Genomic DNA, 15,181 nt, shown 5'->3' with positions numbered 1-15,181 from the left:
CAATGGCCGCCATCGCCAAGTCGGTTGCAACCCTTCGCATCTTCGGGGACGAACTTGATCCCGACGAGGTCAGTGCCTTACTGGGAGGTCAGCCCACCTCAAAGTTTCGAAAGGGCGATGTGCGCCGGCTGCAAGATGGCAGGGAATTTGTGCGGAGAAGCGGTTCTTGGCAGTTGGAGGCAACCGACAGAGCGCCGGAGGGTCTAAATGATCAGATATTGGAAATACTGTCCAAGCTCACGATAGAGCTTTCCGTATGGAAGCGGCTCAACGCCGAGTTTCAGGTAGATCTGTTTGTTGGTCTGTTCATGGAAGAGACCAATGAAGGTCTGTCACTGTCACCCGAGTGTGCAGGTGAACTGGCATCAAGAGGAATAGAAATTGGGTTCGACATCTACGCGACCGTACGCGAGGTCACACCAGATGAGTCATGAGCCACGGGAATCTCCTTTTTGAAACGAGCACGTATGAGATTTCGTAACCCCATCGTCTCACCCCGGAACGGGGATGTCCCTTTCATTCGTTAGGCCCATGCAGCAGTCAGCTCAATTTTGCAAGCGTTGCGGCGAGAACTACGAGGCTCCGCTCGTGACTCTGCCCGTTCTTATGCAACTTGGGAAACTGGCTCCCCAAGATAGACCGGCCGCGTTAGCTCGACTCAACAGTTCAACACTTGAGCAAGCAAACACTTGGCTTCGCCATAACCTAGAGCAATCCTGCCCGAAGAAGGTTGCTCACTGCCCGAAGTGCGAGGGCGAGCTTCGAACTTGGCAAGCTCAGTGGTGCCCGCACTGCAATCATGATTGGCATGCGCAATGAACCGAGCGCCAGTCGCCAGCCTAACCGGTCGGTCAAGCGGACGCCAAAACAGGCCATGCCTTCGGCATTTTCATGGCCTGTGTTGGTGCCCTGCGTACTTTCGGTGCTCCGGCGCCGCTTACCTTGGGCGTTGGGCCACAGAAATGCGTACAACCTTTGCAGCAATCGCTTTTGGCTTCGCGGCAATGAACGCTTGCGCGGGCGATCACGGAATCGCGAAACAGTCGAGTATTTCGCCAGAACTCCAGAAGGTCATTTCCCAGATCGGCGACGCTTCGCAGAGAAAGGATTTCAACGCTTTGCGCTCTGCCATGGTTCAGAACTTTGTCTGGAGCTTTGGAGGTGACAGCGATGCCGATCAGGCTATCGCGTAGTGGAAGAAGAACCCGCAGTACCTTCGGGATCTTGCCTTGGCGAGCCGAGCGAAGTGTGGTGCTGAGGGCTCCGAGTACATTCAGTGCCCCGCGAACGCTGGAACTCGATTCCGGGCTGGGTTTCGCCTCGTAGGTGGCCAGTGGAAGATGGCGTACTTTGTCGAGGGCGACTAAGGAAGGTCTGCATAACTCACGCACCAGCGTGCTGACGAGCTAAAACCATGGGAATGTGATGCTGCCGGCTTCTGATGGGCCTCAGTTTTCAAGCCTTCGGCCTTGGATGGGCCGCCAGCAAGGCCGCTTGACCAAATGGCGGACGCACTCATGCCGCCGCTCCCATGAGTCTTCTCCGCACCAGCCACAAATTGACCAACGCAAACAGCGTGTGCAACTGCGCCGTGTTCTTGCTCAGACCCCGGTAGCGCACCTTCACATGCCCGAACTGGCGTTTGATCACCCGCAACGGATGCTCCACCCTCGCCCGGATACCGGCCTTGACCTTCTCAAGCCGCTCGGTCAAGACATCCATGGGCTTGGTCGGGTCGAGTCCGCGTCGCTGACCCGGCCTCATCGCGATATGCCAGCTCACATCCGGCTTGGCCTCTGGTCGCTTCCCCGCGCCCCGGTATCCGGCGTCCGCGTAGACCTCCCGGTCACTCTCACGCACCAAGTTGTTGGCCTCCATGACATCGCTGACGGCTCCGCTGGTGCCTCGCACGGTGTGCACCAGCCCCGACTCGGCATCCACCCCGATATGGCACTTCATGCCGAAGTACCACTGCTGACCCTTGCGGCTTTGCTTCATCTCCGGGTCGCGCGTGCCACGGCTGTTCTTGGTCGAACTCGGTGCAGCGATCAAGGTGGCATCCACCACCGTGCCGCTCCTGAGCATCACGCCCTTGGCGCTGAGCAGGTCGTTGACGGTGTGCAGGATCTGCGCGGCCAGCTTGTGCTGCTCCAGTACATGCCGAAACCGCAGGATCGTGCTCTCGTCGGGCAGCCGCTCATCCCAGCCTTCCAGTCCTGCAAACTCCCGGAACACCGGCATGTCGTGCAGCGCTTCTTCCATCGCCGGATCACTCAGGGCGAACCACTGCTGCATGAAGTGGATGCGAAGCATCGTCTCGGCAGAATACGGCGGGCGGCCCCGTTTGCCCTCAGGCAGGTACGGCGATATCAACGCCACCAGATCCGCCCACGGCACGACCTGATCCATCTCGTCCAGGAATTCCCGCCGTCTTGTTCGCTTGGCCGTCTGTCCCAGGCCCAGGCTGTGTTGCTTCATGCTCCGTATCGTCTCAGTGCTTCACGTTCATGCCAAGCACGGCGTGGGGGAATTTATGCAGACTTTCCTTAGGCCTTCACATGGAAACCATCGAGCACATCATCGGAGTAGAGCGCGTAATTGCCGAACTTGGCTACTGGCCGTCGTTCCATGACGCCGAGGTCATTGCTTTTTCCGCCGAACGTGCATTTCCGTTTAAGCGCGACGAAACTATCGCCCACTTAGCTGTCCACGTTCGCCAATACGAATCGGTTGGAGAAGGCACTACTCAATACGAACAGGTGTTGCGCAAGAGCGTCTTGGTTCGGCTGGCATTCAAAGGCGCTTGCGACTTCGACCTCTCAGACTTCAACCATCAGAACGTCATCAATGCAATCACTGTTTCAGCCAGTGGCGCAAACGAATCTACGGGCCTCTTGGTCAACATAGAGTCAATTTGGGGGTTCGGTGGCTCACTTCGGTGTCAGTCCGTTGAGGTTGAAAACGTTGAAGCAGTTAACGATGCGTTGAGCAAATAGACTAAATACCGAAACGACATGAGTAGCTCAAATTCTTGTTCTTCTATCACCAGCCTAACCGGTCTACAAGGACTTCCCCATAAGTCAACTTGAGTTCAAACCTCAAGACGGTGGGGCTGCCGGCAGCAGTTGTTGGAGGTCGGAGACCAAGTCGGCGGGGCGTAGGCCGGGGCGGACGTAGAGGCGGATGTGGCCTTGGGGGTCGAAGACGAAGAAGGCGGCGGTGTGATCGACGGTGTAGCTGCTGGGGGTTTTGCCGGGGGCTTTGCGGTAGACCACTTTGAAGGCTTTGGCCACGGCGGCGGTTTCTTCGGCGGTGCCGCGCAGGGCCACAAAGCTGGGGTCGAAGGCGTCGATGTAATTTTTCAGCAGAGCTTGGGTATCGCGCTCGGGGTCCACGCTGATGAAGACGGTTTGCAGGCGCACGCCGTCAGGGCCGAGCAGCCGTTTGATCTCGACCATCTCGTTCAAGGTGGTCGGGCAGATGTCCGGGCATTGGGTGTAGCCGAAGAACACCAACACCGCTTTGCCGCGAAAGTCGGCCAAGGTCCGGCGCTGGCCGTGCTGGTCCAGCAGATCAAACCCTTGGGCGTAAGTGGCCCCGGTGATGTTGAGCGCGTTGAAATGCTGACGTTCTTCGCAGCCGCTGAGCATGGTCGCGCTGATCGATCCCATCGTCCCCATCAGCAGCGTCAGCAAGGCACGGCGATCAAGGCAGGCTGGACGGCTCATGGCGAGTTTTTGCGGGTCGTGTTGCGGGTCATGCCCCGGAAGGTGTCGAGCGTGATGGTGGTTTCAGATTGCACCTTGACGCGTGGCTCGGGCTTGAAGGCGTGGCCGTAAATGATCTCGAAACTCAGCTTCGGCTTGGGGCCGAGTTGCTGTTCAAGTTCAGCGTCCAGCCGGGCTTGCCAGCGCGGGGTGCGCAGGCCGTTGAAGCGCAGCGGCGCGGTGTTGCGACCCAAGCCGCGCAGCTCGGTAAGCAAGGCTTGCGCGCTGGGCCACGAGAGGCTGATCACTTCCATGTCCATCACCGGGTCGGCAAAACCGGCGTGTACCAAGGCGTCGCCCAAATCGTGCATGTCGATGAAGGGGCTGTGGGCCTCGCCCCAGCCTTGGGTGGCGTAGAGCGCGCGCAGCTCACGCAAGGTGTCGGGGCCGAAGCAGGAAAACATCAAAAAGCCATCCACCGCCAAGGCATCGAGCCAGCGCTGCATCAAGGCCGGGCCGTCCTCCACGCCATGCAGGCCCATGTTCGACCAGAGCAATTCCGCCTGCGCTGGCGGGTTGGCTGGGGTGGTGGCTGAGGTGGTTTTGCCGCGCATCCGCGACCACCAGCTTGGTGCCGCCGCGGACGTCGATACGGCAGTGGGCTCACGTTGACCGGGCTCCATGGTGGCGATGTGGGCGCGGGGGTATTGACGCTGGAGGGCTTCCAAGCCGCCGCCGTGGTGGCTCCACCAGTCGATGATGTGCTGGGGCTCGCGCTTGATCCAGCTGAGGCGCTCGGCCATGCGTCGGGCCACCTCTTGATGCAGCCAAGGCGCGGGTGCAAGGCGCTGCAAAGTCTGCCAACGCAGCAGGGCGTGAGGGTCAACGCGGGTGGGCTTGGTCATGGTGGGTGGGCAGTATAGTGAGCACGGGGAGGTGACATGGCTTGGGGTGGCAGTGCCTGTGCGATCTGTCGGTCTTGGCAACGGCAGGTCTTCTGTGCGGCGTGTCTGGCGCGCTTTGCTGCGCCACCGTCGGGGGCGGGACAGGCGCTTGGTGCCGCTGGTGCTGTTTGTGCCGTTTGCGCCATGCCGGCCGCTGAACCCGGTGCGCTCTGCGCGCGCTGTCAGGCTGATCGGCCGCCGTTCGAGCGCACCATCGCCGCCTTGCGTTATGGCCCGCCGTGGCAGCGGGTGATTCACGGCTTCAAACGTCTGGAAGGCGCCGGTTGGTCGCGGCCGTTGAGCGATTTGATGCAAGCGCCTTTGCGCGCCGCTTATGCCGAACAGGCGTGGCCGCAGCGGATCGTGCCGGTGCCCTTGGCACGCGGCCGACTGCTGGCTCGGGGCCACAACCCGGCGTGGGAGCTGGCGCGCTGTCTGGCTGCCCAGTTGCAGATCCCGACGCAGCCCAGCGCGGTGCTGCGCTGCCGTGAAACCCCTTCGCAGCGCGAGCTTTCACGCGCTGATCGTTTGCACAATCTGCGCGGTGCGTTTGTGCTGGCCCCCGGTGCGCAGGGCTGGTTCAAAGGGGCGCGGGTGGCGGTGGTGGACGACGTGATGACCACGGGGGCCACCGTCACCGAGTTGGCGCTGACCTTGCGGCGTGCGGGGGTGCAGTCGGTGCATGTGTGGGTCTTGGCCCGCACGCCGCTCGATATGACTTGACGTCGCTGGACTCGGGTAGCCTTGGCGTCCTTGACCTGCAAGGTTTACCAACGTTTTGCCATGTTCCGTATTGTTCTTGTCGAACCCGAAATCCCGCCCAACACCGGCAACGTGATCCGCTTGGCCGCCAACACGGGCTGCGAGCTGCATCTGATCGAGCCGCTGGGCTTTTCGATGGATGACCGCTTGCTGCGCCGCGCTGGGCTCGATTACCACGAATACGCCCCGGTGCGGCGTCACGCCAACTGGGCGGCTTTCATCGCCAGCCAAGCCCCAGATCCGGCGCGGATGTTTGCCTTCACCACCCGGGGCAGCCACGGTTTGGCGGCGCAAACCTGGCAGCCGGGCGACTGGCTGGTTTTTGGTTGCGAAACCCGGGGCTTGCCCGAGGCGATTCGCGATCAATTTGCCCTTGCGCAGCGCGTGCGCTTGCCCATGCGAGCTGAGCAGCGCAGCCTCAACCTCAGCAACGCCGTGGCGGTGGCGGTGTTTGACGCTTGGCGTCAGCAGGGCTATGCCGACGCGGTGTGAGCCGGTTGAACCGGAATCAGCGTATCGGCTTCCAGTCCTTGGCCAAAGCAGCGCCTTGGGCTTTGTGCTCGGGCGTGAACTTGTCGCTTTCGAGCATCAAGCCGGACACCACATGGCCGCGCTCGGCCGCCAAGAGCAGCCATTTGTAGGCTTGAACCGCATCAACCTTGATGCCGCCATCGCTGGACAGCAGCATCACGCCCAGCATGTTTTGGGCGTCATCGTTGCCGCGCTCGGCCGCTTCGGTGAGCCACTTTTGCGCTTCGGGCAGGTTGGTCGGTGACTTGACGAAGGTGTTGATCTTGCCCAAATCGCGCATCGCACCCACATGACCTTGCGCGGCCAGCTTGAGCAAGGTCGCCTCACCGGCCGCCAAGTCGCGCAAGGGCGGCTTGGCGTTGAGTTGTGAGCTGGCGGTCAGGTATTGCGCGGTGGTGTTGCCCGTTTTGGCCAAGGGGGCCAAGGTTTTGATGACCGTGCTGTGCTCGCCCTTCATGTAGGCCATCAGGCCTTCCTTGAGGGTGCTGAAGGTGTCGGCATGGGCCATGCTGGCCCCCAAGCTCAGGGTCCCGGTCAGCAGCAGGGACAACAAGGGGCGGATCAAGGGGTGGGGCATGTTGATCTCCGGTGGGGCTCAGTGTTCCGAGCGGGATTCTCGACTCATCAGGGCATGGACAGCTTGGTCAGGTGTCCATTGGGACTCAATCAGCGCGACGACGGCACGGGTGATGGGCATGTCCACCCCCAAGGTGCGGGCGCGCTGCAACACGGTGCGGGCGCTGTAAACGCCTTCAGCCACATGGCCGAGTTCGTCCAAGATCTGCGCCAGCGTTCGGCCTTGGGCCAACTTGAGGCCGACTTGGCGGTTGCGCGACAAGTCGCCTGTGGCCGTCAGCACCAAGTCCCCCAGGCCCGAAAGGCCCATGAAGGTGTCGGCCTGTGCGCCCAGTGCGACGCCAAGGCGGGTGATCTCGGCCAAGCCCCGGGTGATGAGTGCGGCGCGGGCGTTGAGGCCAAGCCCCATGCCGTCGATCACGCCGGTGGCGATGGCCATGATGTTTTTGACCGCGCCGCCCACTTCCACGCCGATGGGGTCGGTGGAAGAGTAGATGCGCAACTGTGGACTGTGAAAGGCCCGCACGGCCAGTTGGCGCACCAAGGCATCGCTGCTGGCGGCGACCAAGGCGGTGGGTTGGCCGCGAGCCACTTCGACAGCAAAGCTTGGGCCGGACAGCACGCCCACCCGTAGCGTGGGGGCCACTTGCTGGGCAATTTCATGCCCGAGTCGGCCCGTGCGGGCCTCAAAGCCCTTGCTCAGCCAAAGGACGGCACAGTGTTCCGCCACCGGCGCTTGGCTGAGCCGCTCCAACATGTCGCGCAGGCCCGCCATGGGCGTGGCCAGCACGATCAAACCGGAGGGATGGTCGCTACTGTGCGTTTTGCTGGGATGACGGGTGCCTTCTCCCGGCGAAGACGCGGTCGCTGCATGCCAGAGGGCGGCACTGAAGTCCTCGTTGACCTGAAGCCCCGGGGGCAAATGAACATCGGGTAAATAGCGCGTGTTCACGCGCTGCCGATCCATGGCATCGGCTTGGATCGGATCACGGGCCCACAAAAAGGTGGGGTGATGCAAGGCGGCCTGGGCCGCGATGGCGGTGCCCCAGGCGCCAGCTCCGAGCACACTGATGTGCATGGGCAGCTCTCTTCTCGTCGTGGTGCTAAACGGCGATCAGGCGTTGTAGCCGCTGGCAGCGGCTTGCTGCTGCGCTTCATACATGGCTTGGAAGTTCACTTCAGCCAAATGCACCGGCGGGAAGCCTGCACGGGTGATGATGTCGGCGACCACGGCGCGCAGGTAGGGATAAATGATCGACGGGCAGGCGATGGCCAACACCGGCTGGATCTGGTCTTCGGGGATGTTGCGGACTTCGAAAATGCCCGCTTCTTTGGCTTCGACCAAGAACATGGTCCGCTGGTCGTCGAGCTTGGCTGTCACGGTCGCAACCACGGTGACTTCAAAAACACCGTCAATCAGGGGCTGCACTTCGATGCCAAGATTGACATCCACTTGCGGCTGACCTTGCTCGGTCAGGATCTGTGGTGAATTGGGTTGTTCCAGCGACAGGTCTTTGAGGTAAACGCGCTGAATCTGGAACACGGGCTGCTGGTCGGACATGGGTACTTCCTTGGAGGAGGGCTTGAAAATAAGGCCGGGCGATTATGGCCCAGCCCATGCTGCCCATGCTGATCAGGAAGTGGGCTGAATCACGGCAATCTGCTCGGGAGCGAGGAGGGTGCCCTCACGCAAACCCCGGATGGTGGCGGTGACCAAGCTCAAGACGATCAAGGAGGTCGCCGCCAGCAAGGTGATGCCCAGCAAACCCATACCGCTGCCGGGCGTGGCCAGCTTCAACGTCAAGGCAACCAAGGCGGTCATTGGGAACGACATCGCCCAGTGCATGGGCGAAAAGGGCAGGCCAGTGATGCGTGGCATCTGGGTCGCGATCCACACAAAACTGAAAAAGGCGATTCCCCAAAGCGCCCATCCCACCAAACTCGGTGCGCCAAGTTGCAGCAGGGCCAACCCACCAACGCCTGGCGGGGCGATCAAAATGAACAGCGTTGGCATGAATCGTTCAGGCCACAAACCTTGGATCGCCACGCGGATGACGAGAAGGGCCAAGATGATCGGCCAAAAGAGCAAGCCAATGCCAAATTGCGCCGCCGCCCACTCGGTATGGCCCAAGGGGACACCCGCCAAGGGCGCGATCACATTGCCGACGATCGGAATCAAAAGAGCCGGGGTGACGCTGGCCCAGACCAAGCCACCCGCTTGCGGGCCGAGCCACCAGCGAGCCAGCACCCAAATCGAGACGACAAACTGCCCGAGGCTGCCCATCCACCAAAGCCAACGTGCGGGTTCACTCACCCCGTTCAACGCCACGGCCACGGTCGCCAGCAACAACATAGAGATGGGCAAGGTGGCAATGAACGTGTGGCGCACCGGGTGACGGCGATCGTCGGCCCAAGCCTCAGGATAGCGTTGACCACGGATCACGGTGAGGAGTGCCAAGACCGCAAAAACGACCACGGCCAAGCCACCAAGGGCCCATGCGACCATGTTGGCTTGTTCGCCCATGAAGGGGGTGGCGCGTTGCCATGCCAGCGATAAACCAGCCAAGCCCATGACGATGGCGTACCAGCCAGGGGCCAAAAATTTGAGAGGAGTCGGGTTTTTTGCCATGGTGAAAGAATACCCTCTGCGGTACCCTCGTGCCGGTATGGGGTCTTGTTCGAAACCAACAAGCGCAGGCAGGCGGTGCAGCGAGACTGCCAATTTGTGCCATTTCATGCCAAGGACTGGCAGTGATATGACATGGCTGGCAGGGGTTTGGGGCGAACCGCGCAAAGGTTTGCAACGATTGATACGCACCTAATCTGAATGTGTGATGAAAATCGCAGCCTAATGGTGTCGTCGATGTTGGCACGAATCTTGAGCTAGATCAGAAGGTTGTCATCTAGCTTCAACCCCGTCACTCTCTTGCGTCTCCACTCTTCTTTAGGGAAATCAGTCATGGAAATCCGGGCCCTTACGCCTGAGCTATCAGTCACCGCGCAAATCCAGCCGGCTGACCTTGCTGAACTGAACAAGCTGGGCTTTCGCTCGGTGGTTTGCAATCGTCCTGACGGGGAAGCTGGGGATCAGCCGCTGTTCAAGGAAATCAGTCGCGCTGCCGAAGCTCTGGGCATGGTGGCCGTGTACCTGCCGGTGGAGTCCGGCAAGGTCAGCGATGAGAATGCCGTCGAATTTGGCAAGGTCTTCGACTCCTTGCCCAAGCCCACGCTCGGTTATTGCCGCACGGGTACCCGTACTGTCACGCTGTGGGCCTTGTCGCAAGCCGGCAGGACGCCTTTGCCAGAAATTTTGGAACGCTCCAGTCAAGCTGGTTTCAAGATGCATGGCGTGGTGCGCCGGATCGCCAACGGTGGCAAGACGCCGGTGGATGTGGCTGATGCCCGTCACGACATTGTGATCGTGGGGGGCGGTGCTGCGGGGGCGGCTGTGGCGGCGAGCTTGCTGGCGCGCGATCGTCATTTGGATATCGCCGTGATTGATCCGGCCGATGTTCATTACTACCAGCCGGGTTGGACCTTGGTGGGTGGCGGCGTGTTCACCGCAGAACAAACTGTTCGTCAGATGGGCGCGGTTTTGCCCCGGGGCGTGCATTGGATCAAGGCTGCGGTGGCGGCGTTCGAGCCTGAGCAAGATGCCTTGATTTTGGATGGCTGCCGGATCGTCAAATACAAGCATCTCGTGGTCTGCCCAGGGATCAAGCTGAACTGGAACGGCATCGAGGGGCTGATCGATACGTTGGGTCGCAATGGTGTGACCTCCAACTATCGCTATGACTTGGCGCCCTACACGTGGAAGTTGGTGCAGGAGTTGAAATCGGGCAAGGCGCTGTTCACCCAGCCGACCATGCCGATCAAGTGCGCGGGTGCACCGCAAAAGGCGATGTATCTCTCCGGTGACCACTGGCTGCGTCAGGGCCGTTTGAAGGACATCAACATCTCCTTCATGACCGCTGGGCCAGCGTTGTTCGGCGTGGCCGACTACGTACCGGCCTTGATGGAATACATCAAGCGCTACAACGTGGACCTCAACTTCACGCACAACCTGACCGCCATTGACGGCCCGGGTCGTAAAGCGGTGTTCACCCGCACCAAGGCGGATGGCACCAAGGACACGGTGGAGCGCAGCTTCGACATGATTCACGTCTGCCCGCCACAGCAGGCCCCAGACTTCATCCGCGTCAGTCCCTTGGCCGATGCTGCGGGCTGGGTGGAGGTGGATCAAACCACGCTGCGTCATCGTCGTTACAACAACATCTTTGCGCTCGGCGACGTGAGCTCAACGCCCAACGCCAAGACGGCGGCGGCGGCGCGTAAGCAAGCTCCGGTCGTGGCTGAGAACCTGCTTGCTGACCGTGAGGGTCGCAAAGTTTCGGCAAGCTACGATGGCTACGGCTCTTGCCCGTTGACCGTTGAGCGCGGCAAGATCGTGTTGGCTGAGTTCACCTATGGTGGCAAGGTTGCCCCGAGCTTCCCGAGTTGGTTGCTCGACGGCACTCGCCCCTCACGGCTGGCTTGGTGGCTCAAGGAACGGATCATGCCGCCCTTGTATTGGGAGGCGATGCTCAAGGGCCGTGAGTGGATGGCTAAGCCGGAAATGCTGGACTGAGGCTCATGAAGGCGTCCCGCGACTGGCCTGAAAAGGCTTTGTTGCGGCGACGCTCCTCGGCGATGGTGGAGACGCTACGGCCCGCCAGATCGTGTCCTGGAAACACCAGCGTTTCACCGGGCAGCGTGAGCAGGTGTGTGGTCACGCTGTCATACATGGCCCCAGCATCGCTGCTGGGATCATTGCATGGTGGGCAGCCGCCCAAGTGCAGCGCGTCCCCACAAAACAAGCGGTCCCGCCACAGAAAACTGATGGAACTGGGTGTGTGACCGGGTGTCGCAATGACACGCAGGCGCTCTTGACCAAAAGCAATCAGCTCGTTGTGATCGACCAGCCGGGTTTCTTTGGGGATGTGGGCTGTCGGAAGGCCTCGGGTGATTTGTCGGCTGTAGACATGACCTGCCTTGAGGCCTTGGCGTTCTGAGCCGTGGTGCAAATGCGTGTGCAGGACCCAGCGCAGACGCAAACCTTGTTCCTGCAACATGGCGCCGAGCAGCACGCTGTCCTGCGCCAAGGGATCAATCACGATGGCCTCACCTTGTTCGGTCTCGCCCAAGACATAGGTCAGGGCCCCGTGATGAGCGTCATAGAGTTGGCGAAAGTAGACGTCAGGCATGGTGTGGATGTTCAGGGCAAGGCCCGTCAAGGAATCACCACCAGACTGCCAGCAACAGCCATGCCAAAGCAGTCGGTGTCGAAAAAAGCCACCGCCAGAAGCGGTGGCTCGGGATATAGCCGACGCCCCGGATAAAACCGGTGCTCATGGCCAACATCAGTAAAGCGAGGCGCACATGATCCACGTGGCCGTCGCTTTGCACAAGCATAGGGGGGTAAATCGTGACCACCAGCGCGATGGCACACGCACCCCCAAGGACCAGCAGATTCAAGGGTGTGATCCGTCCGTGTCAGCGGATGCTGGATCGGGACGATGACTCTCGCTCCGTGCCAGTGCGTGTTCGCCCCACATGGCGTTGAGAATGGCCAGCAAGACGGCAAAGCCGACGCCCAGTATCCAGGTGAAATACCACATGAAAATCTCCTCTTGAACCGTCAAAGCTTGTCGATATCAACGTAAACCGTAGGGGTGTTTTGCATAAGAGTCCCTCCGTATCCCCATAAATCAATAGGCGCTGTGAGCGTTGCGGCGGATATGGTCCACCGTGACCTTGCCCCGCATCACCCGATACGCCCAACTGGTGTAGACGACGATGAGCGGGATAAAAATAGCCGCGGCCACCAGCATGATGCTGAGGGTGAGCGGGCTGGAAACACTGTCCCACGCCGTCAAGCTGGCGTTCGGATGCGTGGATGAGGGCATGACAAAGGGGAACATTGCGGCCCCGGCCGTGCCGATGATGCCGGCCATGGACAGCGACGAGGCCACAAAAGCCCACCCTGTGCGGCCCCCTTGGCCGAGCACGATGGCAAGGCCTGTGCCGGCAAACGTCAAGGTGGGCAGCAGCCACAGCCACGGCCAGTGCAGGAAGTTGCTCAACCAAGCCCCATCGACCTGGATCACCGTTTTATTCAGCGGATCGGGCAGGGCAGCGGTATCCACCACCGACGTGATCACATAGCCGGGGATCCGTTCCAGCCACAAACCGGCCCCTGCGAACAAAATCAGACAGAGCACACCCGCCACGCTTGCTGCACGCATAGATCGGCGCTGCACATCACCTTCGGTGCGGTGGGCCAAATACACGCCGCCATGCTGGATGATCATGGCCGAGGCCACCCCGCCGCTCAGCAGGGCAAAGGGGTTGAGCATGTCGGCAAAGCTGCCGGTGTAGTGCGACACCAGCAAGTCATCGAAATAAAAGGGCACCCCTTGCAGCAAGTTGCCGAAGGCGATGCCAAACACCAGCGGGGGCACGATCCCGCCGATGAACAGACCCCAGTCCCAGGTTTGACGCCAGAGCGGGTGATGGATCTTGCTGCGGTAGTCGAAGCCGACGGGGCGCAAAAACAGCGCCCACAGGACCGACAGCATGGCCCAGTAAAAACCAGAAAAAGCGGTGGCGTAGACCAGCGGCCAAGCGGCAAAGAGCGCGCCACCGGCGGTGATGAACCAGACTTGGTTGCCGTCCCAGTGCGGGCCGACGGTGTTGATGACCACACGACGTTCCTCGTCGCCTTGGCCAACAAAGGGCAGCAGCGCGCCCACGCCCATATCGTGGCCGTCCATGATGGCAAAACCGACCAGCAGCAGGCCCACCAGCAGCCACCAGATCACCTTGAGGGTTTCGTAATCGAAAAGCATGGTGACTCTTTCTTCAATGGGTTTCGTTGGCGTAGCGGCCGGTACCGAGACTGCCGGGACCGAGGCGAGCAAAGCGAATCATCAAACCCATTTCGATGATCAGCAGCACCGTGTAGAAGGCGACAAAGCCCGCCAAAGAGCGATAGACGCTCTCGACACTGATGCTTGACACCGAAAGGTGCGTGGGCAGCACGCCGTAGATCGTCCACGGTTGGCGGCCATACTCCGCCACAAACCAGCCCAACTCACACGCCAGCCAAGGGGCGGGCAGCATCAGCAGGGCCCAGCGCAGCAACCAGCGTTGTTCACCGCAGCGCACCTTGAGCGTGGACCAGAACGCGGTCGCAAAAAGCAGCAGCATGCCCATGCCCAAACCGACCATGGCACGGAAGCCCCAGAACATCGGTGTGACCTTGGGGATGGTGTCGCGGGCCGCTTGGTCGATCAGCGCGGGGGTGATCTCCGCCATCGACTTGACATATTTGCGCATCAGCAAACCGAAGCCGAGATTGGCTTGATGCTGCTTGAGGACGGACTCCGCTTCTCGGTGGCTGCGATCGTGGCGCAGCGTGTCCAGTGCCTTGACGGCTTCGATGCCCGAGACGATGCGGGTGCGGTTGCGGGCGATCAGTTCTTTGATGCCAGGAATTTCCTTGTGGATGGAGCGCGTGCCGATCAGCCCCATCACCCACGGAATTTCGATCGCCCAGTCGTTTTTCATCTCGGCCTCGTTGGGCCAAGCGATCAGGTTGAAAGCTGCTGGCGCGGGTTCGGTGTCCCACATGGCTTCGATCGCGGCCATCTTGGTTTGCTGGGCTTCGCCCACGGTGTAGCCGGACTCATCGCCCAGCACGATCACCGAGCACACCGAGGCCAGACCGAAGGCGGAGGCCACGCGGAAGCTGCGTCGGGCAAAGGCCACGTCTTGGCCTTTGAGCAAGTACCACGACGAGATCGAGAGCACGAACATCGCACCGGTCACGTAGCCGGCCGAGACGGTGTGCACAAACTTCGCTTGAGCATCCGGGTTGAAGAGCACGGCCCAGAAATCGACCATTTCCATGCGCATGGTCTGCCAGCTGAACTCAGCCCCGACCGGGTTTTGCATCCAGCCATTGGCGATCAGAATCCACAGCGCGGACAGATTGGTGCCCAGCGCCATCAGGATGGTCACCAACAAATGTTGGGTGCGCGCGAGACGGTCCCAGCCGAAGAAAAACAGACCGATGAAAGTCGATTCGAGGAAGAAGGCCATCAGCCCTTCGATGGCCAGCGGTGCGCCGAAGACATCACCCACATAGTGCGAGTAGTAAGCCCAGTTGGTGCCGAACTGAAACTCCATCGTGATGCCGGTGGTCACGCCCAAGGCGAAGTTGATGCCGAACAACTTGCCCCAAAAGCGCGTCATGTCCTTCCAAACCACTTGGCCGGTCATGACGTAAACGCTTTCCATGATGACCAGCATCCATGTCATGCCGATGGTCAAGGGCACAAACAGGAAGTGATAAAGCGCGGTGACGGCGAATTGCAGCCGTGACACATCCACAAGTTGGTCAGACATGTCATGCACTCCTTGTCAGGGCCCAAAGCATCCAGAGTGCGACGAGCTTGATGAGGATGATCAGGGTTAGTTCGCTGCTCAGGGATAGGCTGAGGCGTTGGCGCACTGGCTTTGGGGCGTGGTGCGGGTCGTGCGAGAGGTTGGGTGACATGGCAGATGCTTTGCGTGAATACCCTATGTATTCCAAGAACCATGCCAGCCGTGTATGAGGTC

At 60.7% G+C, this 15,181-nt stretch carries 18 protein-coding genes; 6 read left to right on the top strand and 12 right to left on the bottom strand.

Features of this window, described 5'->3' with window-relative positions; all coding sequences use genetic code 11:
- Positions 1-2: 2 nt before the first annotated feature.
- Together AB3X39_RS05955 and AB3X39_RS05950 are read left to right on the top strand one after the other, a co-directional pair.
- A complete protein-coding gene (locus tag AB3X39_RS05955) occupies positions 3-434 on the top strand; it encodes a DUF4279 domain-containing protein (protein WP_369416436.1) in 432 nt (143 codons plus the stop codon).
- A 528-nt stretch (positions 435-962) separates the two neighbouring features.
- Positions 963-1,193: a hypothetical protein gene (locus tag AB3X39_RS05950; protein WP_369416435.1), complete on the top strand. Its 231-nt coding sequence runs from the start codon at positions 963-965 to the stop codon at positions 1,191-1,193.
- 322 nt (positions 1,194-1,515) lie between these two features.
- Here AB3X39_RS05950 and AB3X39_RS05945 read toward each other — a convergent pair whose 3' ends face one another.
- The gene (locus tag AB3X39_RS05945; protein WP_369416434.1) at positions 1,516-2,478 is read right to left on the bottom strand and encodes an IS5 family transposase; all 963 of its coding nucleotides are present in this window, start codon (positions 2,476-2,478) and stop codon (positions 1,516-1,518) included.
- An 80-nt stretch (positions 2,479-2,558) separates the two neighbouring features.
- Here AB3X39_RS05945 and AB3X39_RS05940 point away from each other — a divergent pair, with 80 nt between their 5' ends.
- The gene (locus tag AB3X39_RS05940; protein WP_369416433.1) at positions 2,559-2,996 is read left to right on the top strand and encodes an Imm50 family immunity protein; all 438 of its coding nucleotides are present in this window, start codon (positions 2,559-2,561) and stop codon (positions 2,994-2,996) included.
- 102 nt (positions 2,997-3,098) lie between these two features.
- On the opposite strand, the gene AB3X39_RS05935 is transcribed toward AB3X39_RS05940, so the two are convergent.
- Together AB3X39_RS05935 and AB3X39_RS05930 are read right to left on the bottom strand one after the other, a co-directional pair.
- Entirely contained in the window at positions 3,099-3,728 is a 630-nt protein-coding gene (locus AB3X39_RS05935; protein WP_369416432.1) for an SCO family protein, read from the bottom strand.
- Positions 3,725-4,612, bottom strand: a complete 888-nt coding sequence (locus AB3X39_RS05930) for a class I SAM-dependent methyltransferase (protein WP_369416431.1) — start codon at positions 4,610-4,612, stop codon at positions 3,725-3,727. The genes AB3X39_RS05935 and AB3X39_RS05930 overlap by 4 nt, the downstream gene beginning before the upstream one ends.
- Positions 4,613-4,795: 183 nt before the next feature.
- Between AB3X39_RS05930 and AB3X39_RS05925 the strand changes: the two genes are divergently transcribed.
- Together AB3X39_RS05925 and trmL are read left to right on the top strand one after the other, a co-directional pair.
- Positions 4,796-5,374 (top strand): ComF family protein, encoded by a 579-nt coding sequence (locus AB3X39_RS05925; RefSeq protein WP_369416430.1) that lies wholly within the window; start codon positions 4,796-4,798, stop codon positions 5,372-5,374.
- A 60-nt stretch (positions 5,375-5,434) separates the two neighbouring features.
- Entirely contained in the window at positions 5,435-5,905 is a 471-nt protein-coding gene (gene trmL / locus AB3X39_RS05920; RefSeq protein WP_369416429.1) for a tRNA (uridine(34)/cytosine(34)/5-carboxymethylaminomethyluridine(34)-2'-O)-methyltransferase TrmL, read from the top strand.
- 16 nt (positions 5,906-5,921) lie between these two features.
- On the opposite strand, the gene AB3X39_RS05915 is transcribed toward trmL, so the two are convergent.
- From AB3X39_RS05915 to AB3X39_RS05900, 4 genes are all read right to left on the bottom strand, one after another.
- Complete coding sequence (locus AB3X39_RS05915; RefSeq protein ID WP_369416428.1) at positions 5,922-6,521, bottom strand: tetratricopeptide repeat protein; 600 nt, start codon at positions 6,519-6,521, stop codon at positions 5,922-5,924.
- 18 nt (positions 6,522-6,539) lie between these two features.
- Positions 6,540-7,598 (bottom strand): NAD(P)H-dependent glycerol-3-phosphate dehydrogenase, encoded by a 1,059-nt coding sequence (locus AB3X39_RS05910; RefSeq protein WP_369416427.1) that lies wholly within the window; start codon positions 7,596-7,598, stop codon positions 6,540-6,542.
- Between the two features lie 36 nt (positions 7,599-7,634).
- On the bottom strand, positions 7,635-8,081 hold the full coding sequence (gene secB / locus AB3X39_RS05905; RefSeq protein ID WP_369416426.1) for a protein-export chaperone SecB: 447 nt from the start codon (positions 8,079-8,081) through the stop codon (positions 7,635-7,637).
- Between the two features lie 72 nt (positions 8,082-8,153).
- The gene (locus AB3X39_RS05900; protein WP_369416425.1) at positions 8,154-9,149 is read right to left on the bottom strand and encodes an SLAC1 anion channel family protein; all 996 of its coding nucleotides are present in this window, start codon (positions 9,147-9,149) and stop codon (positions 8,154-8,156) included.
- Positions 9,150-9,479: 330 nt separating this feature from the next.
- Here AB3X39_RS05900 and AB3X39_RS05895 point away from each other — a divergent pair, with 330 nt between their 5' ends.
- A complete protein-coding gene (locus AB3X39_RS05895) occupies positions 9,480-11,147 on the top strand; it encodes a bifunctional protein tyrosine phosphatase family protein/NAD(P)/FAD-dependent oxidoreductase (protein WP_369416424.1) in 1,668 nt (555 codons plus the stop codon).
- On the opposite strand, the gene AB3X39_RS05890 is transcribed toward AB3X39_RS05895, so the two are convergent.
- From AB3X39_RS05890 to AB3X39_RS05870, 5 genes are all read right to left on the bottom strand, one after another.
- A complete protein-coding gene (locus tag AB3X39_RS05890; protein WP_369416423.1) occupies positions 11,125-11,763 on the bottom strand; it encodes an MBL fold metallo-hydrolase in 639 nt (212 codons plus the stop codon). The genes AB3X39_RS05895 and AB3X39_RS05890 overlap by 23 nt on opposite strands.
- Before the next feature lie 34 nt (positions 11,764-11,797).
- Positions 11,798-12,034, bottom strand: coding sequence for a cyd operon YbgE family protein (locus AB3X39_RS05885; RefSeq protein ID WP_369416422.1), 237 nt, complete (start codon positions 12,032-12,034; stop codon positions 11,798-11,800).
- Entirely contained in the window at positions 12,031-12,177 is a 147-nt protein-coding gene (cydX, locus tag AB3X39_RS05880; RefSeq protein ID WP_369416421.1) for a cytochrome bd-I oxidase subunit CydX, read from the bottom strand. Before cydX ends, AB3X39_RS05885 begins: the two co-directional genes overlap by 4 nt.
- 90 nt (positions 12,178-12,267) lie before the next feature.
- Complete coding sequence (cydB, locus tag AB3X39_RS05875) at positions 12,268-13,407, bottom strand: cytochrome d ubiquinol oxidase subunit II (protein ID WP_369416420.1); 1,140 nt, start codon at positions 13,405-13,407, stop codon at positions 12,268-12,270.
- A gap of 13 nt (positions 13,408-13,420) precedes the next feature.
- Positions 13,421-14,968: a cytochrome ubiquinol oxidase subunit I gene (locus AB3X39_RS05870; RefSeq protein WP_369416419.1), complete on the bottom strand. Its 1,548-nt coding sequence runs from the start codon at positions 14,966-14,968 to the stop codon at positions 13,421-13,423.
- Positions 14,969-15,181 lie beyond the last annotated feature (213 nt).

The organism is Leptothrix ochracea, from assembly GCF_041083635.1.
Lineage (GTDB): Bacteria > Pseudomonadota > Gammaproteobacteria > Burkholderiales > Burkholderiaceae_C > Sphaerotilus > Sphaerotilus ochraceus.
Note: the sequence above shows the minus strand (reverse complement) of the source record. Positions and strands in the feature narration are given on the sequence as shown.

Excerpts from the sequence above, each read along its gene's own strand:
- cydB (WP_369416420.1), bottom strand. The coding sequence starts at position 13,407 with ATGCTTTTCGATTACGAAACCCTCAAGGTGATCTGGTGGCTGCTGGTG.
- AB3X39_RS05935 (WP_369416432.1), bottom strand. The coding sequence starts at position 3,728 with ATGAGCCGTCCAGCCTGCCTTGATCGCCGTGCCTTGCTGACGCTGCTG.
- AB3X39_RS05955 (WP_369416436.1), top strand. The coding sequence starts at position 3 with ATGGCCGCCATCGCCAAGTCGGTTGCAACCCTTCGCATCTTCGGGGAC.
- AB3X39_RS05870 (WP_369416419.1), bottom strand. The coding sequence starts at position 14,968 with ATGTCTGACCAACTTGTGGATGTGTCACGGCTGCAATTCGCCGTCACC.
- AB3X39_RS05900 (WP_369416425.1), bottom strand. The coding sequence starts at position 9,149 with ATGGCAAAAAACCCGACTCCTCTCAAATTTTTGGCCCCTGGCTGGTAC.
- AB3X39_RS05950 (WP_369416435.1), top strand. The coding sequence starts at position 963 with ATGCGTACAACCTTTGCAGCAATCGCTTTTGGCTTCGCGGCAATGAAC.
- trmL (WP_369416429.1), top strand. The coding sequence starts at position 5,435 with ATGTTCCGTATTGTTCTTGTCGAACCCGAAATCCCGCCCAACACCGGC.
- AB3X39_RS05945 (WP_369416434.1), bottom strand. The coding sequence starts at position 2,478 with ATGAAGCAACACAGCCTGGGCCTGGGACAGACGGCCAAGCGAACAAGA.
- secB (WP_369416426.1), bottom strand. The coding sequence starts at position 8,081 with ATGTCCGACCAGCAGCCCGTGTTCCAGATTCAGCGCGTTTACCTCAAA.
- AB3X39_RS05890 (WP_369416423.1), bottom strand. The coding sequence starts at position 11,763 with ATGCCTGACGTCTACTTTCGCCAACTCTATGACGCTCATCACGGGGCC.
- cydX (WP_369416421.1), bottom strand. The coding sequence starts at position 12,177 with ATGTGGTATTTCACCTGGATACTGGGCGTCGGCTTTGCCGTCTTGCTG.
- AB3X39_RS05925 (WP_369416430.1), top strand. The coding sequence starts at position 4,796 with ATGCCGGCCGCTGAACCCGGTGCGCTCTGCGCGCGCTGTCAGGCTGAT.
- AB3X39_RS05895 (WP_369416424.1), top strand. The coding sequence starts at position 9,480 with ATGGAAATCCGGGCCCTTACGCCTGAGCTATCAGTCACCGCGCAAATC.
- AB3X39_RS05930 (WP_369416431.1), bottom strand. The coding sequence starts at position 4,612 with ATGACCAAGCCCACCCGCGTTGACCCTCACGCCCTGCTGCGTTGGCAG.
- AB3X39_RS05915 (WP_369416428.1), bottom strand. The coding sequence starts at position 6,521 with ATGCCCCACCCCTTGATCCGCCCCTTGTTGTCCCTGCTGCTGACCGGG.
- AB3X39_RS05940 (WP_369416433.1), top strand. The coding sequence starts at position 2,559 with ATGGAAACCATCGAGCACATCATCGGAGTAGAGCGCGTAATTGCCGAA.
- AB3X39_RS05910 (WP_369416427.1), bottom strand. The coding sequence starts at position 7,598 with ATGCACATCAGTGTGCTCGGAGCTGGCGCCTGGGGCACCGCCATCGCG.